The sequence below is a fragment of the Luteolibacter sp. LG18 genome, assembly GCF_036322585.1.
Classification (GTDB): domain Bacteria; phylum Verrucomicrobiota; class Verrucomicrobiia; order Verrucomicrobiales; family Akkermansiaceae; genus Luteolibacter.
In genome coordinates, this window is record NZ_AP024600.1 from 2,165,770 (window position 1) to 2,187,116 (window position 21,347).

A 21,347-nucleotide genomic window follows, 5' to 3' on the forward strand; every position below is an offset into this window, starting at 1 on the left:
CGCCATGCAAACGACCGACTGGTTGCAGTTCTCCCTCTTCATCGGCCTGCTCGCCCTGATCACGAAGCCGATCGGGATCTATCTCCACCGGGTCCTCGATCCGGCTGGGAAAACGTTCCTCGATCCCGTGATCCGCCCGTTCGAGCGGCTGACCTACCGGCTGATGGGCGTGGACCCGGCCAGGGAGCACGATTGGAAGGGTTACACCTTCGCCATGCTGTTCTTCAGTCTGGTGGGGATGCTCTTCACCTACGCGGTGCTGCGGCTCCAGGACCTCCTGCCGCTGAACCCGCAGGGCCTACCGGGCCTGGGGCACGCGCTGGCGTTCAATACCGCCGCCAGCTTCACGACCAACACCAACTGGCAGAGCTACGGGGGCGAAGGGACGATGTCCTATTTCTCGCAGATGGTAGCGCTGACGATCCACAACTTCACCTCGGCGGCGGTGGGGATCGCCATCGCGGCGGCGCTGGTCCGCGGGATCGCCCGCCACTCCGCCGCCACGCTGGGGAACTTCTGGGTCGATCTGGTCCGGGTGACCTACTACCTGCTGGTGCCGCTCAGCCTGGTGTTCGCGGTGTTCCTCGTCTCGCAGGGGATGATCCAGAACTTCAAGCCGTATGACACGGCGAAGCTGGTCGAGCCGCAGGTGGTGGAAGTGGCGGTGACGAATGCGTCCGGACAGGGTGTTACCGAGAAGAAGACCCTCACCGAGCAGACCATCGTGCAGGGCCCGATGGCGTCCCAAGCCGCGATCAAGATGCTCGGTACCAACGGCGGCGGATACACCAATGCGAACGCGGCCCACCCGTTCGAGAACCCCACGCCGCTTTCCAACTTCGTGCAGATGCTTTCGATCTTCGCGATCGGCAGCGGTCTGACCTGGTATCTCGGCAAATGCACCGGCAACCAAGCGCACGGCTGGTCGGTGTGGGCGGCGATGATGATCCTCTTCACCGCGGGCACGCTCGCGTGTTGGTGGGCGGAGGCGAAGGGCAACCCGATCCATCAGTCGCTGGGACTCATCGCGGCCGATGGCAATTTGGAGGGCAAGGAGGTGCGTTTCGGCATTTTCCACTCCGCGCTCTTTGCCACCGTGACCACCTCGGCGTCGTGCGGCGCGGTCAATGCGATGCACGATTCTTTCACCGCCATCGGCGGGTTGGTGCCGCTGTTCATGATGGAACTCGGCGAGGTGGTGATCGGCGGTGTTGGCGCGGGGCTCTACGGCATGCTGGTGTTCGTGGTGCTGGCGGTGTTCATCGCCGGGCTGATGGTCGGCCGCACGCCGGAGTATCTGGGTAAGAAGATCCAGGCCTTCGAGGTGAAGATGGCGATGCTTTCGCTGCTGGTGCTCACCGCCACGATCCTCGGCTTCACCGCCTGGGCCGCCGCCTCGCCGTGGGGGCAGGCCGGATTGAACAACGCCGGACCGCACGGATTCAGCGAGATGCTCTACGCCTACAGTTCCGCCACCGCCAACAACGGCAGCGCCTTCGCCGGGTTGACCGCCACGCCGGCCGATGGCGATCCGCATTACAATGTGACGCTCGGTCTCGCGATGCTCATCGGGCGCTTCCTGATGATCGTGCCGATTTTGGCGATGGCTGGCTCGCTGGCGAAGAAGAAGTTCTCGCCGCCCAGCGCGGGCACCTTCCCGGTATCCGGCACGACGTTCACGGTGCTCTTGATCGGCACGGTACTGCTGGTCGGCGCGTTGAACTTCCTGCCTGCCCTCGCGCTGGGCCCGATCGTCGAGCACTTCCTGATGCTGAAGGGCGCGTTGTTCTAACGGCCCAGGGAGCAAGGACATTCCTGTCCTTGTTCAACCTCTCCGAGACTCACTTCGATTTCCGAACCTCAAGAAACAAGGACAGGAATGTCCTTGCTCCCAGTCATGTCCCATCAATCTCCATCCCTCTTTGACCGGTCGATCCTGGTGCCCGCGATTGGCGGAGCTTTCAAGAAGCTCGATCCGCGGCTCATGATCCAGAACCCGGTGATGTTCGTCACCCAGGTCGGCGCGGTGCTGACCACCGTGGCGGTTTTCACCTCGCCGACCGACCACGGGTTCATCCTCCAGCTCGCGGTGTGGTTGTGGTTCACGGTGCTGTTCGCGAACTTCGCCGAGGCCATCGCCGAAGGCCGCGGCAAGGCCCAGGCCGACAGCCTGCGCAAGGCGCGGAAGGACACCGTCGCGCGGCGCTTGAAAAACGGCCGCGAGGAACAGGTGCCCGCGCCGATGTTGGAAAAGGGCGACCATGTCGTCTGCGAAACCAACGACGTGATCCCCGCCGATGGCGAGGTGATCGAAGGCATCGCCAGCGTGGATGAGGCCGCCATCACCGGGGAATCCGCGCCCGTGATCCGGGAGAGCGGTGGCGACCGCAGCGCCGTGACCGGCGGCACCCGCGTGATCAGCGACCGCATCGTGATCCGCATCACTTCGGAAAAGGGCAATACCTTCCTCGACCGGATGATCTCGATGGTGGAGGGCGCGAAGCGGCAGAAGACACCGAACGAAATCGCGCTCACCATTTTGCTGTCCGCGATGACGCTGATCTTCCTGCTGGTCTGCATCACGCTGAAACCTTTCGGCGCTTACGCGGGCATGGAGTTCACCCTTCCGGTGCTGGTCGCGCTGCTGGTGTGCCTCATCCCGACGACCATTGGTGGCCTGCTCAGTGCCATCGGCATCAGCGGCATCGACCGTTTGATCCGCCGCAATGTGATGGCCACCAGCGGACGTGCGGTGGAGGCCGCGGGTGATATCGATGTGCTGCTGCTCGACAAGACCGGCACCATCACCATCGGCAACCGCATGGCCTCGGACTTCATCCCGGCTCCGGGCATCACCGAGCAAGTTCTGGCCGACACCGCGCAACTCGCCTCGCTGGCGGATGAAACGCCGGAGGGCCGCAGCATCGTTGTGCTGGCGAAGGAGAAGTTCAACATCCGCGGCCGCGAACTCCAAGAGCCACACGCCACCTTCGTGCCCTTCACCGCGCAGACCCGCATGAGTGGTGTCGATCTGGATGGCCGCAGCATCCGCAAGGGCGCGGCGGAGTCCGTGAAGCAATGGGTGGAGCAACAGGGCGGCGCTTATCCCACCGAGATTGCTCGTGCCGTGGAGGCATCCGCGCGCGCCGGACGTACGCCGCTGGTGGTGGCGGAAGGATCGAGCGTCCTCGGCGTGGTCGAGCTGAAGGATGTGGTGAAAGGCGGCATCAAGGAGCGCTTCGCCCAGCTCCGCAAGATGGGCATCCGCACTGTGATGATCACCGGGGACAATCCGATGACCGCTGCCGCCATCGCCGCCGAAGCGGGCGTGGACGACTTCATGGCCCAGGCCACGCCCGAGGACAAACTGAAGCGCATTCGCTCGGAGCAGGCCGCCGGACACCTCGTCGCCATGACCGGTGACGGCACCAATGACGCGCCCGCGCTGGCCCAGGCTGATGTCGGCGTGGCCATGAACACCGGCACCCAGGCCGCGCGCGAGGCGGGCAACATGGTCGATCTCGACAGCAATCCGACCAAGCTCATCGAGATCGTGGAGATCGGAAAACAGCTCCTCATGACCCGCGGCTCGCTGACGACCTTCTCCATAGCCAATGACGTGGCGAAGTACTTCGCGATCATTCCCGCGATGCTGATGGTGACCTTCCCCGCGATCTCGCCGCTCAACATCATGGGCCTGGTTTCGCCACAGAGCGCTATCCTCAGCGCCGTGATCTTCAACGCGCTCGTCATCATCGCGCTCATTCCTCTGGCGCTGAAAGGTGTGCCTTACAAGGCCATGGGCGCAGCCGCCGTGCTGCGCCGGAATCTTCTCGTCTACGGACTCGGCGGCCTAGTGGTGCCCTTTGTCGGCATCAAGGCCATCGACCTTCTCATCACCACCCTTCACTTCGCCTGATCATGAAAGCCATCGTTTCCGAACTCCGTGGCGCCATCGTCTCCACCGCCGTGCTCGCCGTGGTCTGCTGCGGGCTCTATCCCGCCGCCGTCACCGGCATCTCCCGCCTCTGCTTCAAGGCGAAGGCGGACGGCAGCCTGATCGTGGACAAGGACGGCACCTTCCGCGGTTCCGCCCTGCTCGGCCAGAGCTTCAGCGGGGAGAAATACTTCCAATCCCGTCCGTCCGCCGCGGGCAATGGCTATGACGCCTCCGCCTCCAGCGGCAGCAACCTCGGGCCCACCTCGCGGAAGCTGGCCGATCAGATCCAGGAGCGCGTGGCTTCGTATCGGGCCGCCAATGGTTTGGCCGCTGACCAGCCCGTTCCGGCCGATGCGGTCACCGCGTCCGCCAGCGGCCTCGATCCCCACATCAGTCCGGCCAATGCCGCGCTCCAGGTCGCCCGGGTCGCCAAGGCCCGCAACCTGCCCGCGGAAAAAGTCCGTGAACTGGTTGCGGCGAACACGGATACGGAGGACCTTGGCTTGCTGGGGGACCCCGGAGTGAACGTGCTGAAGCTGAACCTGGCTCTCGATAACCTCTAACCGCCACACACCATGAACCCGATCCGTCTCAAACTCGCCGTTGTTCTCGCCGTCGCCATCGCGTTGGTGGCGATCGGCTTGGTGCAATGGAAGCATCGGGATGGCCTCTCGATTCCGGATGAGAAGGTGGCCGGAGTGGAGTTGCTCGCAAAGACCCAGAGCGGGCCGGGCTATTTCCATGCCGCCAATGAGTCCACCGCCGAAGATGGTGGTCCATGGATCACCCCGGACGAGGCGAACGCGCAACTCGACCGCGTGGTGTCGGTACGGAAGCTCTCCGGGGCGGGGATGGAGAAGGTGAAGCTGCTCGTTTCCAAACTCACTGAACCGCATCCCTCGCGCTTGGTCGGCGGCGAGCGCATTCCGCTCGTGCGGCTCAATTTGGCTCTCGACGAGATCAAGGAGTGAGCCCCAGGGAGCAGGGACATTCTTGTCCCTGTTCTTCTGTTGGAAAAACGTTATGAATGGTTCCGCACGCTTCATGGAAACCACTCCCAAATTCTGGAATCCGAACGAGGAAATCGCCAGACACGGAGTCCATCTGCCGCATTGGCAGCAAGACCATTCCACATTCTTCCTGACCTTCCGGCTGGCGGACTCGATTCCCCAATCCAAGTTGGAGAAGTGGAAGGAGGAGCGGGTCGTCTGGTTGGAGATGCATCCGAAACCGTGGACCGAGGATGAAGAGCGGGAATACCACACCCGCTTTTCAAATCTGATCGAGCGATGGCTGGATGGAGGGGAGGGCGAGTGCCTGTTGGGGCGACCGGCAGCAGCCTCAGCCTTGAGGAAGGTGCTGCTCACCAAGGATCAGGAGCGCTATACCCAGCACTCCTTCGTGATCATGCCGAATCATCTTCATGTTCTGGCGTCGATTGGAACGGCTGAGACCCTTGAGGGCTTGGTGAAGATTTGGAAGGGAGCGTCATCGCGGAGAGTGAACGTGGCGTTGGCTCGTTCCGGGGAGCTTTGGCAGGCCAATTACTACGACCGCTTGATTCGTGATTCGGAGCATTTTTGGAACTGCGCCCGCTACATCCGACGGAATCCGGTCAAAGCGCGTCTTAGTGCCGGGCAATACGTGCTCCATGAATCAGATTGCGTGAGGGAGGCTTTGAATACCTTGAGATGAAGGTTTTCCGTTCAGATGACCCTTCAGACACAAGGACAGGAATGTCCTTGCTCCCTGATGGCCGTCCCGATCCCGATGCGCTGCTCGCGCAGGTCCAGCGTGAGGAAAACCAGGGCAAGCGCGGCCGCTTGTTCCTGTTCCTCGGGATGTGCCCGGGAGTGGGGAAAACCTACGCGATGCTGCTCGCCGCGCGCCAGCGTCGGAAGGAAGGACTGGAGGTGCTGGTGGGCGTGGTGGAAACCCACGGCCGCGTGGAGACCGAGGCCTTGCTCGACGGGCTGGAGGTGATGCCGCGCAAGAAGCTCTCCCACGGCGGCCACCTGTTGGAGGAGTTCGATCTCGATGCCGCGCTGGCCCGCCGCCCGGACCTGCTGCTGGTGGACGAGCTGGCGCACACCAACGCGCCAGGCACCCGCCACCGCAAGCGCTACCAGGACGTCATCGAATTGCTGGACGCCGGGATCGATGTCTGCACCACCGTCAACGTCCAGCACATCGAGAGCCAGGTGGACATCGTGCGTCAGATCACCGGCGTGGCGGTGATGGAAACGGTGCCGGACTCGATGCTCGACCGCGCGCACGAGATCCAGCTCGTGGACCTCAGCGTGGAGAAGCTGATGCAGCGCCTCGCCGAGGGGAAGGTCTACCTCGGCGAGCGCGCGCAGGCCGCGGCCGATGGATTTTTCCGTGAGGGCAATCTAACGGCCCTGCGCGAGCTCGCGCTGCGTTTCACCGCGGAGCGGGTGGACCGCGATCTCGAGGACATCCGCCGTGCGCGACGGGTGAGCAGCCCGTGGAAGACGAACGCGCGGTTGATGGTCGGCGTGGGCCCCTCGCCGTACTCGGAAAGCCTGATTCGCTGGGCCCGCCGCGCCTCGGGCCGGCTCGGGTGTCCGTGGCTGGCGGTGTGGGTGGAGCGCACCCAGCCGCTCACGCCGCAGCAGCAGGACCTGCTCGCGCGTGGACTCAATCTGGCGCGGAAGCTCGGCGGCGAGGTGGTGCATGCCACCGGCGACGACATCGCGGCCACGCTGTTGCAGGTGGCCCGCGAACGGAACGTTTCCCAGATCATCGTCGGCAAGCCGGACAAACGCTCGCGTTGGAAAGCCTCGCTCGCCGACCAGCTCATTGCCGGCAGCGGCGACATCGATGTGTGCGTGGTGAGGCCATTGGTGGGGCGCCCGCCTGCCGCCGCGAAGGCTCCGAAGGCCCCGCCGGTTCATGCCGCGGTGGAATATGGCAAGGTGTTGCTCGGTACCGCCATGCTCACGGCGGCGTGTTGGGGCCTGCGCTCGATCGGCGGCTACACCATGCCCGCGCTGGTGTTCCTCTTCGGGATCGTGATCGCGGCGCTGCGTTATTCGCGCGGCGCGGTGCTGCTGATGGCGGCGTTGTGCGCGCTGGCGTGGAACTACTTTTTCATTCCGCCGCGCTTCACCCTTCAGGTCCAGAAGCCGGAGGACGTGGTGATGCTGGTGCTGTTTTTTGCCGTGGCCACCGCCATGGGCCATCTTACCGCGCGCTTGAAGAAACGCGAGATCGCCGAGCGGCGGCGGCAGATGGAGACGGACGCGCTGCTGCGGGTCACCCAGAGCGCGGCGCTCGCACCGGAAACCGGCAAGGGCCTGGCCGAGGCGCTGCGGATCATCGATTCCGTGCTCGATGCGGACACCGCGCTGGTGGTGCGGCGGCTCGACCACACGCTGCCGTCCGAGGTCCATCCCGCGAGCACCTTCGTGCCGGAGGAGCAGGAGTTCGGCGTGGCGGCCTGGGCGTATGGTAACAAACAGACCGCCGGGCGTTTCACCGACACCCTGCCGCAATCGCAGGCCACCTGGTTTCCACTCCAGACGGCGACCTCGACGATGGGCGTGCTCGGCGTGAAGACCCGCGAGGGCGCGCTCGATTTCGTGCGGCGGCAGGCCATCGAGGCCTTCGCGCTCCAGCTCGCGCTGGTTCTGGAAAAGGAGCACTTCATCCAGGCGGTGAACCAGGCGGAGCTGATCGAGAAATCCGAGCGCCTGCGCCGCACCTTGCTCGACAGCGTTTCGCATGAGCTGAAAACCCCGTTGGCGGTGATCCGGGCCGCGGTGGAGGGCATCGGCGGGCCGACGAGCGATCCGTATATCTCGGAAATCGATACCGCGACCAAGCGGCTCCAGCGGCTGGTGGACGGGCTGTTGCAAATGACGCGACTCGAATCGCAGGTGGTGGAGCCGCAGCTCGAATGGACCGATGTGGTGGAGATGGTGGATGAAGCGACCTTTGCCGTGGGCGACCTTCTGAAAGCCCATCCGGTGGAGCTGCATCTGCCGGAGGATTTCCCGTTCGTGAAAACCGACCACGCGCTGGTGGTGCAGGCCCTGGCGAACATCCTTCACAACGCCGCCGTCTACACGCCAGCGGGCACGCCCATCGAGGTTTCCGCCCGCCACGCGGAGGGCCGCTTTCATCTCAGCGTGCGAGACCACGGCAAGGGGCTGCCTGTCGGCGAGGAATCGCGGGTGTTCGGGAAGTTCTACCGCGCGCCGGGTTCTCCCGCGGGAGGCACCGGCCTCGGCCTTTCGATCGCACGCGGCTTCATCCGTGCGCTTGGCGGCGACATCACGGCGTGGAATCATCCCTCCGGCGGCGCGGTCTTCGAAATCGCCATGGCCGCCGAATTCATGGATCCTGGGAGCCAGGACATTGCCGTCCTTGTTTCTGAAACCTTCAAAGGGTCTTCAGCCTCCTCATGACCGCCCTCATCATCGATGACGAAATCCAGATCCGCCGCCTGCTACGGCTGGCCTTGGAATCGCGTGGCTACACGGTGAAGGAGGCGGAGAACGGCAGGCTCGGCTTGCAGGAGGCGGCGTTCGCTCGTCCGGAGGTGGTGCTGCTCGATCTCGGACTGCCGGACATGGACGGGCTGGAGGTGCTCAAGGAGCTGCGCGGTTGGAGCGACGTGCCGGTGTTGATCCTGTCCGTCCGCGATCAGGAGGACACCAAGGTCGCCGCGCTGGAACACGGGGCCGATGACTACGTGACGAAGCCCTTCGGCACCGCCGAGCTGCTGGCGCGGCTCACCGTCATCCAGCGTCGCCGCCAATCCACCGAGTCGCCTGAGATCACCGTCGGCCCGCTGGTCATGCACCAGGACCGGCACGAGGCCGAGCTGGCGGGCGTGCCGATGAAGCTCACTCCCACCGAGTTCGCGTTCCTGCGCGTGCTCGCCCGGCATGCCGGAAAGATCGTCACCCAGCGCCAGATCCTCCGCGAGGTCTGGGGACCGCAGGGCGACGGGCAATCGCACTACCTGCGCGTTTACACCAACCATCTCCGGAAGAAGCTCGGCGACAAACTCATCATCCGCAACGAGCCGGGGATTGGTTATCGGTTGCTCGAATCGCCCTGATCGCCATGCTCGCGGCATGGAACCGAAGCGCTGTTTCTGGGTGCCCGTGGACAAGCCGCTCTATGTCGAATACCACGATACCGAGTGGGGCGTGCCGTCGCGGGACGAGCGCCATCTTTTCGAAATGATCTGCCTGGAAGGCGCTCAGGCGGGCCTCTCCTGGTGGACCGTGCTCCAGAAGCGCGAGCACTACCGCAAGGTGTTCCATCAGTTCGAGATCGCGAAGGTCGCGAAGATGACCGACGCCGAGCTGGAGAAGCTGGTGCTCGATCCCGGCATCATCCGCCATCGCGGCAAGATCGAGGCGTTTCGCCAGAACGCGCGTGCATGGATCGCGCTGCGGGAGAGGGAAGGGGATGTGGTGAAGTGGCTGTGGAGTTTCATCGGCGGGAAACCGCGTGAGCAGAAGGTGCGGTCCCGCGAGGACATGAAAGCGACCTCGCCCGAATCCGATGCCATGAGCAAGGCCTTGCGGAAGGCGGGGTTCAACTTCGTGGGGTCGACCACGATGTATGCCTTCATGCAGGCCACCGGCATGGTGAACGATCATGAGGCCGGGTGCCTTTGTCGGAAAAAATAGCTGGGAGCAGGGACATTCCTGTCCCGTTTTTCAAAAGCCACCCAGCTTCGCTGGCAAATTTTCGGAAAACGGGACAGGAATGTCCCTGCTCCCAGCCAGCATTACTCCCCGTGCAGCGTGAAGACCACGCGGGGTAGCATCGCCTTCGCGAGCTCCTCGGTGGTGCTTTGCGGATGGCGGCTCCATTCCAGGGCCGCGCCGCAGATCGACCAGCTCGCCATGGTGGCGCGGAGCTGGGTATCGGCGCTCGCGCCATGCTTCTGTAGCGGACCGGCCAGCAGGAAGTCCCGCACCATCGTCTTGATTCGCGTTTCCATGATCGGGTCGAACTGGCGCTGGTGCTTCTGGCAGCCGGCCGCCACCCGTGAGAAGAAATCGCACACCGCGAGGATGAGCTGGCGCAGGCCCTCCTGGCAGTTGCTGGCGTTGGCCAGCCGGGAATCGAGCATCTCCTGGAAATCGTCGCCGATCTTCGCCTCCAGCAGCGCGAACTTGTCGGTGAAGTGGCCGTAGAAAGTGGCGCGGTGGAGCGTCGAGCGCTTGGTGATGTCCGCCACCGTGATCGCCTCGAAGCCCTTCTCGGCCAGCAGTTCCATGAAGGCCGCGTACAGCATCTGCCGGGTCCGCTTCACGCGGGGATCCATGTCGGCAGGGCTCATCATGGCGCGACGCTACCGCCGGTGACGAAAAATCCGAGCGATTTTTCGCGACATCCGTTGACAAAGCGACAGGTGTAGCCAATCTCTCGGTGGCGATCCGAACGATCGTCGCGACAGTCAGACTCCCACTTAACCAACGAAACGACCATGAGTGCAGCCAAAGACCTGACCAAGGAAGCTCCCCGCAGCCCGCGCACCCGCCTCGGCGGCTACGTGATTCTCGCCCGCGCCATCGACAAGGGCCGCGCCTCCATCGCCGGCACCGTCGGCGAATACCACTTCGCCTGTCCGCTCGACATGATGCTCTTCGACTTCAAGGGCGTGAACCCGGACGAGGTGAAGAAGCTCCTTGAATCCGGAGCCAGCGACCAGGAGATCACCGCCTGGATCGAGGCCAACGGCCAGGCCAAGTCCGCGGAAGAGGTCAAAGGCTGGTCGGACGGCATCGAAGCCTTCCGTCCGTATGACAATCCGGAGAAGAAGGATTGGTTCGTCGGCGTCTGCGCCGAAGTCGGAATCGATCCGGCGGAGAGCACGCTCTTCGACTACCTCGATACCGATGACAAGCTGAGCTACGCGGCGGCTTGATTCGATTGACTGGGAGCAGGGACATTCCTGTCCCGTTCTTCGTCTTCAGTGAAGAGTAAGAACGGGACAGGAATGTCCCTGCTCCTTGGTTTACTGCACCGGCGCGAACAACCGTGCCGCACGGCACGCGGCGCGGAACCAGAACGAGCGCTTGGTGAAGTCGCTGACCCTCGCCTCGCGGGTCCCTTCGAAATCTTTTTCCAGCATCGCCTTCACCTCCGCCACGAACGCGGGATCGGGGGACAGCGCGCTGATTTCGAAGTTCAGCCGGAACGAGCGGTTGTCGAGGTTCGCCGTGCCGACGCAGGCCAGTCGGTCGTCGATGAGCATCACCTTCTGGTGCAGGAAGCCCTTCTGGTAGCGGTGGATTTTCACGCCGAAGGGCAGGGTGCTTTCGAGGAACGAGAAGGAGGACAGCCACACCAGCAGGTGGTCCGGCTTTTCCGGGATCAGGATCCGCACGTCCACGCCGCGGATGGCGGCGGCCTGGAGCGCGGTGAGCACGCCGCCGTCCGGCACGAAGTAGGGTGAAGCGATCCACAACCGGGTCCGCGAGGTATTCGCAGCCTCCGCCACCACCAGTTGCCAGGAGTCCGCGGGATCGGCCGGGCCGGTGGGGATCACCGCGGCCTGCGCGGTGCCGGCGTCCGGATCCGGGTCCCAATAGAGCTCCGGCATCTGGCTGCACGCCCAGTACCAGTCCTCCAGGAACACGAGCTGGATCGCCTGCACGGTGGGGCCCTCGATCTTCAGGTGGGTGTCCCGCCACGCGCCGAAGTGCTTGTCGCGGCCGAGGTATTCGTCGCCCACGTTGAGCCCGCCGAGGAAGGCTTCCTTGCCGTCCACGACGACGATCTTGCGGTGGTTGCGGAAATTGATCTGGAGGCGCGACCACCAATGGCGGTTGGTGCCGAAGTAATGGCACTCCACCCCCGCGGCGCGCAGTTCCCGGAGGTAGCGCCGGGACAGTTTGTGGGAGCCCATTTCATCGAAGAGGAAGTAGACCCGTACCCCGGCCTTGGCGCGTTCGATCAGGGCTTCTTTGAAGCGGGTGCCGATGCGGTCGTTCTTCACGATGAAGAAGTTCACCAGCAGGTAGCGTTCGGCCTTCTTGATCGAGGAAAACAGGGCCTGGAAGGTCTCCTCGCCGTTGATGAGCAGGTCGAGGCGGTTGCCGCGGGTGAAGGGCAGTCCGCCGAGGATTTCCGCGCCGCGGGCGAAGCCATCCTCCGCGGGCAGCTCGTAGGCACGGAGGCGCTTGTGCATGTCCTCCGCCAGCTTGTAGAGGTCCGCGTCCTCGCCGCGGCGGGCGCGCACGTAGCCTTCGAAGCGGTTGCGACCGGCGATCCAGTAGATCGGGATCGCGATATATGGGAAGGTCACCAGGCACACGATCCACGCGATCGTCCCCTGTGCGGTGCGGACGTGCATCAGCGCGTGGACCACGTGCACCAGGCCGAGGAGCTGGATGAAGAGCACCCCCGTGATCGCCAGCGACGTCTTCCAATCCACGATCCATTCGGCCACGGGCATGCGGCACTCTAGCAGATCCCCGGCGGACGGCAAAATCGTACTCCAATGTGGAGTGCGGCGAGCATCGCCGCTTTGGGCGCGGGAGAGAATCGACGGAGAGAAAATCGCATTCAGGGGAAAGGGTTTGGACCAGAGATGCAGGTGTTTTGGAACGTGGGAGTCGGTTGCCCCACGCAGGCCTTTTCACCGGCGATACCTCGCCTCCGCGCAAAGGCGGCGATTGCCCGCCGCACTCCACATCAGAGCAGGAATGATGGCCGAAGATAAAATAATTCGAAAAACCCGTTGACGCGTTGGACGCATCGTTATATCTGGAAAGCGTTCCCGAAAGCAGCGCCATGCGATACCCATCCACCAGCACCGGCCTGAAACCCTGCCTCTCGATTGAGGCGGGTGCGGTCAGCCAGTGGTCGGCGGGTAACGTCATTTGGAGCAAACGCTCCCATTCCACCGTTGGAATGTTTGCCGCCGCCGGTCATCGACCGAAGGGAAGCAGAACCGGGCTCGAAGGAGCCTGACAGCCGCAGAATCAAGGATTTGCCGCTACCCTGCTTCCCACCCGGAAGCGGGGTTTTTTGTTTTCCGCAAAAACCCCGGACCATCCCGAGCCAATTTTCCCACACGAATCCCACTCCATCCATCCACCCGGGCCTAGCCCGCTGAATTTCTCCCGACCGCTTTCCCATTTCCGTCCGACCGGGCGGATCCGCTTCCTGGATTCCTTCCTGTGATCCGAATGTCATGTCTCAGGCATGACGGATGACAGATATGTCTCTATCGGGCGGAGCTATGCCCGGATGACATGATGAAACGACCTCCAACCTTCCAATGGTGACCTTGGTGTAACGGCTAGCACCCCGCGTTGTGATCGCGGAAGCACCGGTTCGATTCCGGTAGCTCACCCCAGATTTCCTCCACCCCACAGCCTTCCTTTTTCCCATGAACGCGAACCTGCTCCACCAGACCACGGTGCTGGTGCTCAACCGGCACTGGCAGGCCATCGATGCCATCACGCCCGCGGAGGCCTTCGGCCACCTGGCGGCTGGCAGCGCGCGCGGCCTGTTGATCGAAGGGCCGCACGACATGCAGGCGCTGGAGTGGGAGGAATGGCGCGGCCTGGCCCCGGCGGAGGGCCAGGCCGCGATCGGAACCACACGCGGCCAGGTCCGCGTGCCCACCGTCATCGTCCTCACCCGCTACGACCGCGTCCCCATGGTCCGCCTGTCCTTCGGGCTGACAGGGCTTTGGGAGCGGGATGAGGGGCGGTGCCAGTACACCGGCCGGACACTCGCCCCGGCCGAGGCCAGCATCGACCACGTCCTGCCGCGCTCCCGCGGTGGGGAAAACAATTGGCACAATTGCGTGCTGTCCGACCGCCGGGTGAACCAGCGCAAGGGCAACCGCACCCCGGAAGAAGCCGGCCTCCGGCTGCTCTCCGTCCCGCGGAAGCCGCGGCCGATCCCCGCTTCCGCGCGGATCCGGAACCACCACCAGATCGAGGACTGGGACCACTTCCTCGAATCCCGCGGCGGGAACCGCCGTCCAACCCTTCAATCGTAGAACACTCACTCCCATGAACCCTCTTCACATTCCCACCCTTGAAACGGAGCGCCTCGTGCTGCGTCCCTTCGCGATCGCGGATGGGCCGCGCGTGCAGCAGCTCGCGGGTGACCGCCGTGTGGCGGAAATGACGAGCCAGATCCCTCACCCCTATCCGGACCGGATGGCGGAGATCTGGATCGCCTCGCACCCGATGCTGTGGCGGAACCGCAAGCTCGCCCCCTTCGCTGTCACCCTGCGTGGCAGCGGCGAATTGATCGGGGCGATCTCGTTGCGGCTCTTCGCCCAGGGCCCGCGTGCCGAACTCGGCTACTGGATCGGGGTTCCTTACTGGAACCGCGGTTACGCCACCGAGGCCGCCCGCGAGGTGCTCCGTTTCGGATTCGAGGACCTGGACCTGCAAGGGATCCAGGCCACGCACCTTCTCAACAACCCGGCCTCGGGACGGGTGATGGAAAAGCTCGGCATGCGCTACGAGGGAATCATCCGCCAGGGTGTCATCCGCAACGGCCGCCTGCTCGACATCGCCGATTACTCGATCCCGGCCGGGAACTTCAGGCCCTACCTGCGGGTGGCCTGAGCTCCTGAATGAAACCAATCACTGAACAAGACCTCATCGCCGCCGGATACGAGCCCGGCCCGGTGATCCATCAAATGCTCGAAACCGCCGCGGGCTTCGCTGCCCGCGGCATCCACGATCCGAAATACGCGCTCAAGCTCCTCGCCCGCGAGTTCGGTCCGCCCCCGCCCAAGGCGGTGCTGCGGGACAAGCCCGCGCCCTTTGCCGAAGCGATCCGCCACGCCAACCGCGAGGAGTATGAGAACATCGAAGCCGTGCGGCGGCAGATGCGGGACCTGCTGAAGGTGCCCGTCATCTCCCGCGGCGCGGTGATGCCGGACGCCTGCCCCACCGGGAAGGCCAAGGCAGTGATGCCCGTCGGCGGCGTGATCGCGGTGGAGAATGCCATCATTCCCGCCGCGCATTCCTCCGACATCTGCTGCTCCATGTTCGCCACGTTCTACCACGAGCGCAGCGAGGTGGGTGCGGAGCTTGACGCGCTGGAAACCTGCACCCGCTTCGGCCTGGGCCACCGTCACCTCGATACCCTGGTGGCCGATCCGGTCCACGACGAGGCAGTGTGGGACAATCCCTTCCTCAGTGGCTTGCGCGATCGCGCGCGGGTCCATATGGCGGACCAGGGTGACGGCAACCATTTCGCCTACATCGGCGAGCTGGATGTCGACGCCGGCACCGTCGAGGCCTTCCGCAAGGCCGGTCATCACGACCTCGCTGAGCGGTTGGCAGGGAAGGGCGTGTGTCGGGTGCTCGTCACCCACCACGGATCGCGCGGCCTCGGTGCCCATGTTTACAAGCGCGGCTACATCGCCGCCCTGAAGCACATGGCGAAGAAGGGGCTGCACATACCCGATGCCGGAGCCTGGCTCGATGCCAGCTCGGAGGAAGGCAAGGCCTACTGGGAGGCGCTGCAATACGTGTCCCGCTGGACCCGCGCCAACCACGCCTGCATCCACCGCCGGTTCCTCGAACGGATCGGCGCGCCGGAAATCGCCACGCTCGGCAACGAGCACAATTTCGTGTGGAAGCGTGGCGACACGTTCCTGCACGGCAAGGGCGCGACCCCGGCGTGGAACGATGACCGCTGCCGACCGCTGCCGGGATTGATTCCGCTGAACATGGCGGAGCCGATCCTGCTGGTGCTTGGCAAGGACAACGCGGACTACCTTTCGTTCGCGCCCCACGGGGCCGGGCGGAATGTGTCCCGCACCGCGCTGCGGCGGAAGTTTCACGACGAATCGCACCGCAAGGAAACGATCCGCCGCACCACCGAGGGGCTCGATGTCCGCTGGTTCTGCGGCAAGCCGGACCTCAGCGAGACACCGGTGGCCTACAAGGACGCGCGGAGCGTGAAGCAGCAGATCCGGGATTTCGGCCTCGCCGAGATCATCGGGGAAATCCGCCCGCTCGGCTGCATCATGGCGGGAGCCACCACTTCGTGGCGCGACCGCGAGGAGGAACTGACGCCGAAGCAGATCCGCCAGATCGCCCACCGCTCCGAACGGCGGCGGGTGAAACAGGACCTGCACGAGGAGTTCTGAAGGAGTCGAGCCTTTAGGCGAGGAGGGTCTTCCAGGAGGCGGAGGTCATCCGGCTTTCAAATCCAGAAAAGACCTCCGGTGAACATCGAGGCAGCCCGTGGAAACGCGGGCTGCCTTTTTGCGTCGGAGGCTTTTCCTGTAAAGGATTCCGCGAGACTCCGCTTCCCGGAAGACCCTCCTCGCCTAAAGGCTCGACTCCTCCTAAAGTCCGCCCATGCCGTCGCCGCCGCTCACCCAGATCCCATCCCACGTCGTGGCCCTCGAGGACTACGAGGCCTTGGCGCGCACCCACGTCAATGAGGCGGCCTGGGCCTACATTTCCGGCGGATCGGCGGACGAGCGCACCCTGCGAGAAAACCACGCGGCCTTCGAGCGGCTGAAGCTGCTCCCGCGTGTGCTCGGCGATTTCACCGGCGCGAACACCGCCGTCAGCCTGCTCGGCCGCACCTTGCCCCACCCGGTGATCATTGCCCCCACCGCCTTCCACCGGCTGATGCATCCGGACGGCGAGCTCGCCACCGTGCTCGGGGCCGCCGCGATGGAGGCCTGCACCGTGGTCAGCACCTCGGCCACCGTGTTGCTGGAGGACCTCGCCACCGCGGCGAAGGGCCCGCTGTGGTTCCAGCTCTACATGCAGCCGGACAGCGACCACACGCTGGATCTGATCCGTCGTGCCGAGCTGGCGGGCTACGAGGCCCTCGTCGTCACCGTCGATGCCCCGGTCAATGGCCTGCGGAACCGCGAGCAGCGCGCGAATTTCCAGCTCCCGCCCGGCCTCGAACCGGTGAACCTGCGCGGCCGCCCGGCCCTGCCGATGTGCGAGTCCGTGTTCGATCCGGCCTACATCGCGCACCTGCCGCAGTGGCAGCACCTTGTCTGGCTGCGGGAGCACACGAAGCTGCCGATCCTGCTCAAGGGCATCCTGGCTGCGGACGATGCCGCCCGCGCGCTCGATGCGGGCGTGGAGGGCCTGATCGTTTCGAACCACGGTGGCCGCACGCTCGATGGCGCGCCCGCCTCCATCGAGGCTCTGCCACGGGTGGCGGAGCGGGTTTCCGGGCAAGTGCCGGTGATCGTGGACGGTGGCATCCGCCGTGGCACCGATGTCTTGAAAGCCCTCGCCCTGGGCGCGGACGCGGTGATGGTGGGACGCCCGATCCTCCACGGCCTCGCCGTCGCCGGGCCGGTGGGCGTGGCCCATGTGCTGAAGATCCTGCGCACCGAGCTGGAGATCGCGATGCTGCTCTGCGGATGTCCCACGCGGGAGAGCATCACGAAAGAGGTGCTGTGGGGGTAGGGCCAGGATGTTGCCATATTGCAGCCCCAATTGGACCGCGGACTTCAGTCCACATCTTTGGTAGAGAAGACTGAAGTCCGCGGTCCAATTGAGGCCGTCGCTCCGTGAGGCCCGATTCTCACCCCGGGTGGAATCCGCCATGCCCTTTCCAATCGTCGCGCGGCGTGATTGGCGTCACGTTGTCCGGATGATTTGGGCTTGGCTTATCTTCATTGGATTCGTGCTCCTCATGCTGGCGCTCGACCTCGGCGTGTTCCACCGGAAGTCCCACGTGGTGGGCTTCAAGGAATCCCTCGGGTGGTCCGCCGTGTGGATCACCCTCGGTGTGGCGTTTTCCAGCGTCGTCTACTTCGCCTATGACCGCCATTGGTTCGGTCTCGGCATGGGCGTCGATGCCGTCGATGGCGTGATCAACAGCGGCAAGCTCGCCGCCACCAAGTACCTCACCGGCTACGTGGTGGAGAAGTCGCTGAGCGTGGACAACATCTTCGTCATCGCGATGATCTTCGGCTCGCTGGCGGTGCCGGCGAAGTACCAGCACCGGGTCCTGTTCTGGGGCATCCTCGGCGCGCTGCTGCTGCGCGGCTTGATGATCGGCGTGGGCTCCGCGCTGGTCGCGAACTTCCACTGGGTGCTCTACATCTTCGGCGCGTTCCTGATCTTCACCGCCATCAAGATGCTGGTGATGAAGGACAAGGAGGAACACCCGGAAAACAACCCGCTGGTGCGCTACTTGCGGAAGTTCTTCCCGGTGACCCGTGACTACCACGGCCAGCACTTCATTGTCACAGCCGGGGAAAAGGCGTCCGAGGAACCCGCCGTGGCCGGCGACCCCATTGTGACCGATCCGGTGGTGGCTGCCGCGCCGAAGGGCAAGCGCCTCCTCACCCCGCTGGCGGTGGCGCTGGTGCTGGTGGAGTTCACCGACGTGATCTTCGCCGTCGACTCGATCCCCGCGATTTTCGCGATCACCGCGGATCCGTTCCTGGTCTTCACCAGCAACGTTTTCGCCATCCTCGGCCTGCGCTCGCTCTACTTCGCGCTGGCGGGCATGATCGCCAAGTTCGTGTTCCTGAAGCCCGCGCTTTCGATGGTGCTGCTGGTGGTGGGGGGCAAGATGCTCGCCGCGAAGTGGCTCAAGGAGCTGCTCGGCGAGTCCTTTAACTTCACCATCCTCGGCGTGATTCTCGCCATCCTCGCGACCGGCGTGCTGGCCTCGCTGGTGGCCGGGAAGAAGCAGGAGGCGTGATGCCCCAACGGGGTTCCATCCCAAAGCCCAGGGTTGCGGCGCAGCCGCTACCCTGGGGGAACGGCGCGAAAACCCATTACCCGGAACGGGTTGCGTCCGAGCGAGAAGCTCGATGATGGGGGTTGCATGCAGGGGATTCGAACTTCTCCTCCGGACGCAACGCCTTCGGCGTAGGAATCGCTCTCGACTGCCACCCGGGGTAGCGGCTGCGCCGCAAACCCGGGCTTTGGGAGATAGTCCCGATGGGACAAAGAGCTTCCTTCCGGCGCTCGAACCGTGACGGAATGGGTCAATCCCCGCCACAGCCACCGCAGCCTCCACCTCCGCAACTGCTGCCACAGCCGCTGCTGCTGCAACCTGACCCACAGCCTCCACCCGAGGAATCTCCTCCACCGGCTGGATTCCTCGAAAGGTGGCGGTTGAGGGAGGTCGCCACCGCTTCGGCATCCGCGATGCCGGTGATCGCGTAGGCTCCCGCCAGCGCCACGCCGGTGGACCAGAGCGGGAAGTCGGGGGCGAACCCGCTTTCCCGCGAACCGGTGGCCTGATCCACGCGGAGATCCGCCAGCATGTCCCGTCCCGCGGCGGTCAGGATGCCGGAGCGGTTGATGAAGATCTGCATGAGGATCACCGTCACCATGAGGGTGAGGAAAAGGGCCACGATCAGGAAGCCGACAGGCTTGTCCCGGGTGAGGCCGATGACGAGCTTGAGGACTCCTATTCCCATCAGCAGGAACATGGGCCACGTAGCCCGCAGGCACGCCTTGTTCTTCTCCGCCATGGTCGGCCGGAGTCCGGCGGCGGCAAGCCGGGTTTCAATGGGGGCGATCGCCCCGCGGCAGCAGTTCATGGCCTCGCTCACGCTGATTTCCCTGCGGCCCAGCAGGTGGACGAACAATGCGGACTCCACCGGGTGGAGCGACTCGCGGGTCGGCTTGCCGGTGGTGGCCAGGTATTCGCCGGTCCAGCGCTTCCGCCACGAGATCAGCTCCAGCTTCAGCAGCCGCGCCACCGCGAGCTGGACGACGCGCGGGGTGCCTCCCGCCAGGAAGGCAATTTCGAAGGGATCGGTCGGCGGACGGGGATTCGGTGCCCCTTCGAAACGTTTGGCCAGTTGTCCGGAGCGGATGCTGGTCCAGATCAGCGCGCCGATGAAGGCCGCGAGGTAGAAGACGAGGAACTGCGGGCCCTTCCAATCGAGGATCGGAATCGTGGCGGAGTTCAGGGTCGTGGTCAGTGTTGTCATGCAAAAGGCGAATGCCCGCCGCGCCGGAAGGGCCAGAATTTCGGGACCAGCCAGAAGCGCGCGGGCTCGAACCAACGCGCCCCGCTGCTCCCGGACTTCTTCGCGCCGGGTGCCGGCCACAGGTCGGCCGGGGGATCTTCGTCAAAGTGAAAGCGGTAGCTCTCGAGCGTGCGGGAATACCAGTCGTGGAACTTCACGCGCTCGTCATGGCCGCCCTGCGTCGGCTCATGGTGGAGGTCGAATCCCAGCACCTCCCGGCACAACCGCTGCCAGTAGCTGCGGGTGTAGAGCAGGTGCAGGTGCCAGGCGTGGTCGACCGGCTCGGAAGGCGAGACGGGATGTCCGGCCACCGCGGCGAGGAACAGGAAGCGCTTGTATTCGCGGACCACGCGGGCGGTCTCGGCGTGGGTCCAGCCCTGTTCCCGCGCGAGACGGGCGGTGAAGGGGAGGCTGGCATCGGGTTCATCCAACCCGAAAGCCTCCAAGCGGCTCCACAAAGGCGAGTGCTCTTTCTGCACGCCGCTCGTCTAGCGGGACGCCCGCTTCCGAACAAGGGCCTGTTTTCCAAACGGATGGCGCTGTCTCCGCGGTTGACCGGGCGTGCTAGAAGGATAAAGTGAGCGTTCCTTCATGCGTCACTGATCTCCCAGCCCTGTCCGCCGTCGTTCCCTGATCCGGGAGCCAGCGGACCTGTGTCTGGCCAGCCTTCCGAAGCCAGTGCCCGGCCGCGCGTTTGCAGCCGCGGCGGAGTGACGCCCTTCCGCCACACGCATGCGGTGGTGCGTTTTCCGAGGGCCTTCGCGCACGCACATCGCGTCCTTTTCCCGCATGAACTCCGATCGATCCGAATCGTTAGACCACGCCCCCGTTTCGCGCGCGGGCTCCTTTGAATCCACCAACCCCACCCATATCCCATGAATCCAAATCGGAATCCCAAACATGCAGTGGAGAAAAAACTGCGTGAACTCGACCGCGAGCTACGCCGCTTGTGGCGGCTCAAATATAACGCACCCCTTGTTCCAATCGAAGTCCCTTATCAGAGGGGATGGGTCTGTTGGTTGGAGCTGTCCGAGGAGGCGATGCGGCGCCCCGATGCACACAAACTTCAAGAGGTGCTGCCATTCATCCAGAACCATGAATGGTCGCGATGGAGCGACTTTACCCGCTACGATCGAACGCGGCGGAAGAGGATGGACTTGAGGCACGGGCCACGAAAATTCAGCCTGAAGGAATTCCACGCGCTCCGTCTTCCCGAAAATCTGAGGGGGTATTTCGAGACCCATCGGCGCATTGCCCTGAATCTCCCCGGGTATCTGGCCGAATTGCGTTTGAGTGGTTGGGGCGGGTTCATCCGCTTCTGCTATCCCGAGTATCTCATTTCGCGGAAAGGTCCTAACATGGTCACCCACCAGAGGGTGGCGATGCCTGAGGTGGATGCCCGTATTGCTGAGATCGGCAGGTTTCTGGACCAACACGGAGGCCAGG

The 21,347-nt window shown here is 64.4% G+C and carries 18 protein-coding genes and 1 tRNA gene; 15 read left to right on the forward strand and 4 right to left on the reverse strand.

Translation table 11 applies throughout. From position 1 onward, the window contains the following. Window positions 1–4: 4 nt before the first annotated feature. The 8 genes from kdpA to llg_RS09080 all read left to right on the forward strand — a co-directional run bounded on the left by kdpA (window position 5) and on the right by llg_RS09080 (window position 9,612). Window positions 5–1,792, forward strand: coding sequence for a potassium-transporting ATPase subunit KdpA (gene kdpA / locus llg_RS09045; protein ID WP_338289508.1), 1,788 nt, complete (start codon window positions 5–7; stop codon window positions 1,790–1,792). 105 nt (window positions 1,793–1,897) lie between these two features. Next, window positions 1,898–3,919: a potassium-transporting ATPase subunit KdpB gene (gene kdpB / locus llg_RS09050; protein ID WP_338289510.1), complete on the forward strand. Its 2,022-nt coding sequence runs from the start codon at window positions 1,898–1,900 to the stop codon at window positions 3,917–3,919. A gap of 2 nt (window positions 3,920–3,921) precedes the next feature. After that, window positions 3,922–4,503: a K(+)-transporting ATPase subunit C gene (gene kdpC / locus llg_RS09055; protein ID WP_338289513.1), complete on the forward strand. Its 582-nt coding sequence runs from the start codon at window positions 3,922–3,924 to the stop codon at window positions 4,501–4,503. 12 nt (window positions 4,504–4,515) lie between these two features. After that, the gene (locus tag llg_RS09060; protein WP_338289515.1) at window positions 4,516–4,911 is read left to right on the forward strand and encodes a potassium-transporting ATPase subunit C; all 396 of its coding nucleotides are present in this window, start codon (window positions 4,516–4,518) and stop codon (window positions 4,909–4,911) included. Between the two features lie 22 nt (window positions 4,912–4,933). After that, the gene (locus tag llg_RS09065; RefSeq protein WP_338289517.1) at window positions 4,934–5,635 is read left to right on the forward strand and encodes a transposase; all 702 of its coding nucleotides are present in this window, start codon (window positions 4,934–4,936) and stop codon (window positions 5,633–5,635) included. 41 nt (window positions 5,636–5,676) lie between these two features. Beyond that, the gene (locus tag llg_RS09070) at window positions 5,677–8,373 is read left to right on the forward strand and encodes a sensor histidine kinase KdpD (protein ID WP_338289519.1); all 2,697 of its coding nucleotides are present in this window, start codon (window positions 5,677–5,679) and stop codon (window positions 8,371–8,373) included. Next, complete coding sequence (locus tag llg_RS09075; RefSeq protein ID WP_338289521.1) at window positions 8,370–9,032, forward strand: response regulator transcription factor; 663 nt, start codon at window positions 8,370–8,372, stop codon at window positions 9,030–9,032. Before llg_RS09070 ends, llg_RS09075 begins: the two co-directional genes overlap by 4 nt. 16 nt (window positions 9,033–9,048) lie before the next feature. Next, on the forward strand, window positions 9,049–9,612 hold the full coding sequence (locus tag llg_RS09080; RefSeq protein WP_338289523.1) for a DNA-3-methyladenine glycosylase I: 564 nt from the start codon (window positions 9,049–9,051) through the stop codon (window positions 9,610–9,612). Window positions 9,613–9,713: 101 nt separating this feature from the next. On the opposite strand, the gene llg_RS09085 is transcribed toward llg_RS09080, so the two are convergent. Further along, complete coding sequence (locus llg_RS09085; RefSeq protein WP_338289525.1) at window positions 9,714–10,274, reverse strand: TetR/AcrR family transcriptional regulator; 561 nt, start codon at window positions 10,272–10,274, stop codon at window positions 9,714–9,716. Between the two features lie 144 nt (window positions 10,275–10,418). On the opposite strand from llg_RS09085, the gene llg_RS09090 reads away from it, so the two are divergent. Continuing rightward, complete coding sequence (locus llg_RS09090) at window positions 10,419–10,859, forward strand: DUF5069 domain-containing protein (RefSeq protein WP_338289527.1); 441 nt, start codon at window positions 10,419–10,421, stop codon at window positions 10,857–10,859. A gap of 90 nt (window positions 10,860–10,949) precedes the next feature. Here llg_RS09090 and cls read toward each other — a convergent pair whose 3' ends face one another. Further along, the gene (cls, locus tag llg_RS09095) at window positions 10,950–12,392 is read right to left on the reverse strand and encodes a cardiolipin synthase (protein ID WP_338289529.1); all 1,443 of its coding nucleotides are present in this window, start codon (window positions 12,390–12,392) and stop codon (window positions 10,950–10,952) included. A gap of 831 nt (window positions 12,393–13,223) precedes the next feature. Here cls and llg_RS09100 point away from each other — a divergent pair. The 6 genes from llg_RS09100 to llg_RS09125 all read left to right on the forward strand — a co-directional run bounded on the left by llg_RS09100 (window position 13,224) and on the right by llg_RS09125 (window position 18,616). Beyond that, window positions 13,224–13,298, forward strand: a tRNA-His gene (locus llg_RS09100). Window positions 13,299–13,331: 33 nt separating this feature from the next. Beyond that, complete coding sequence (locus tag llg_RS09105; protein WP_338289530.1) at window positions 13,332–13,952, forward strand: HNH endonuclease; 621 nt, start codon at window positions 13,332–13,334, stop codon at window positions 13,950–13,952. A gap of 13 nt (window positions 13,953–13,965) precedes the next feature. After that, window positions 13,966–14,532: a GNAT family N-acetyltransferase gene (locus tag llg_RS09110; RefSeq protein WP_338289533.1), complete on the forward strand. Its 567-nt coding sequence runs from the start codon at window positions 13,966–13,968 to the stop codon at window positions 14,530–14,532. 8 nt (window positions 14,533–14,540) lie between these two features. After that, window positions 14,541–16,070 (forward strand): RtcB family protein, encoded by a 1,530-nt coding sequence (locus llg_RS09115; RefSeq protein WP_338289535.1) that lies wholly within the window; start codon window positions 14,541–14,543, stop codon window positions 16,068–16,070. A 214-nt stretch (window positions 16,071–16,284) separates the two neighbouring features. Beyond that, complete coding sequence (locus llg_RS09120) at window positions 16,285–17,367, forward strand: alpha-hydroxy acid oxidase (protein ID WP_338289537.1); 1,083 nt, start codon at window positions 16,285–16,287, stop codon at window positions 17,365–17,367. A 229-nt stretch (window positions 17,368–17,596) separates the two neighbouring features. Next, window positions 17,597–18,616 (forward strand): TerC family protein, encoded by a 1,020-nt coding sequence (locus llg_RS09125; protein ID WP_338290179.1) that lies wholly within the window; start codon window positions 17,597–17,599, stop codon window positions 18,614–18,616. Window positions 18,617–18,905: 289 nt separating this feature from the next. Here llg_RS09125 and llg_RS09130 read toward each other — a convergent pair whose 3' ends face one another. After that, on the reverse strand, window positions 18,906–19,862 hold the full coding sequence (locus tag llg_RS09130; RefSeq protein ID WP_338289540.1) for a TIGR04222 domain-containing membrane protein: 957 nt from the start codon (window positions 19,860–19,862) through the stop codon (window positions 18,906–18,908). Continuing rightward, window positions 19,859–20,380, reverse strand: a complete 522-nt coding sequence (locus tag llg_RS09135) for a hypothetical protein (protein WP_338289542.1) — start codon at window positions 20,378–20,380, stop codon at window positions 19,859–19,861. The genes llg_RS09130 and llg_RS09135 overlap by 4 nt, the downstream gene beginning before the upstream one ends. Between the last annotated feature and the right edge of the window lie 967 nt (window positions 20,381–21,347).

Excerpts from the sequence above, each read along its gene's own strand:
- kdpA (WP_338289508.1), top strand. The coding sequence starts at position 5 with ATGCAAACGACCGACTGGTTGCAGTTCTCCCTCTTCATCGGCCTGCTC.
- kdpB (WP_338289510.1), top strand. The coding sequence starts at position 1,898 with ATGTCCCATCAATCTCCATCCCTCTTTGACCGGTCGATCCTGGTGCCC.
- kdpC (WP_338289513.1), top strand. The coding sequence starts at position 3,922 with ATGAAAGCCATCGTTTCCGAACTCCGTGGCGCCATCGTCTCCACCGCC.
- llg_RS09060 (WP_338289515.1), top strand. The coding sequence starts at position 4,516 with ATGAACCCGATCCGTCTCAAACTCGCCGTTGTTCTCGCCGTCGCCATC.
- llg_RS09070 (WP_338289519.1), top strand. The coding sequence starts at position 5,677 with ATGTCCTTGCTCCCTGATGGCCGTCCCGATCCCGATGCGCTGCTCGCG.
- llg_RS09075 (WP_338289521.1), top strand. The coding sequence starts at position 8,370 with ATGACCGCCCTCATCATCGATGACGAAATCCAGATCCGCCGCCTGCTA.
- llg_RS09080 (WP_338289523.1), top strand. The coding sequence starts at position 9,049 with ATGGAACCGAAGCGCTGTTTCTGGGTGCCCGTGGACAAGCCGCTCTAT.
- llg_RS09085 (WP_338289525.1), bottom strand. The coding sequence starts at position 10,274 with ATGATGAGCCCTGCCGACATGGATCCCCGCGTGAAGCGGACCCGGCAG.
- llg_RS09090 (WP_338289527.1), top strand. The coding sequence starts at position 10,419 with ATGAGTGCAGCCAAAGACCTGACCAAGGAAGCTCCCCGCAGCCCGCGC.
- cls (WP_338289529.1), bottom strand. The coding sequence starts at position 12,392 with ATGCCCGTGGCCGAATGGATCGTGGATTGGAAGACGTCGCTGGCGATC.
- llg_RS09105 (WP_338289530.1), top strand. The coding sequence starts at position 13,332 with ATGAACGCGAACCTGCTCCACCAGACCACGGTGCTGGTGCTCAACCGG.
- llg_RS09110 (WP_338289533.1), top strand. The coding sequence starts at position 13,966 with ATGAACCCTCTTCACATTCCCACCCTTGAAACGGAGCGCCTCGTGCTG.
- llg_RS09115 (WP_338289535.1), top strand. The coding sequence starts at position 14,541 with ATGAAACCAATCACTGAACAAGACCTCATCGCCGCCGGATACGAGCCC.
- llg_RS09120 (WP_338289537.1), top strand. The coding sequence starts at position 16,285 with ATGCCGTCGCCGCCGCTCACCCAGATCCCATCCCACGTCGTGGCCCTC.
- llg_RS09125 (WP_338290179.1), top strand. The coding sequence starts at position 17,597 with ATGCTGGCGCTCGACCTCGGCGTGTTCCACCGGAAGTCCCACGTGGTG.
- llg_RS09130 (WP_338289540.1), bottom strand. The coding sequence starts at position 19,862 with ATGACAACACTGACCACGACCCTGAACTCCGCCACGATTCCGATCCTC.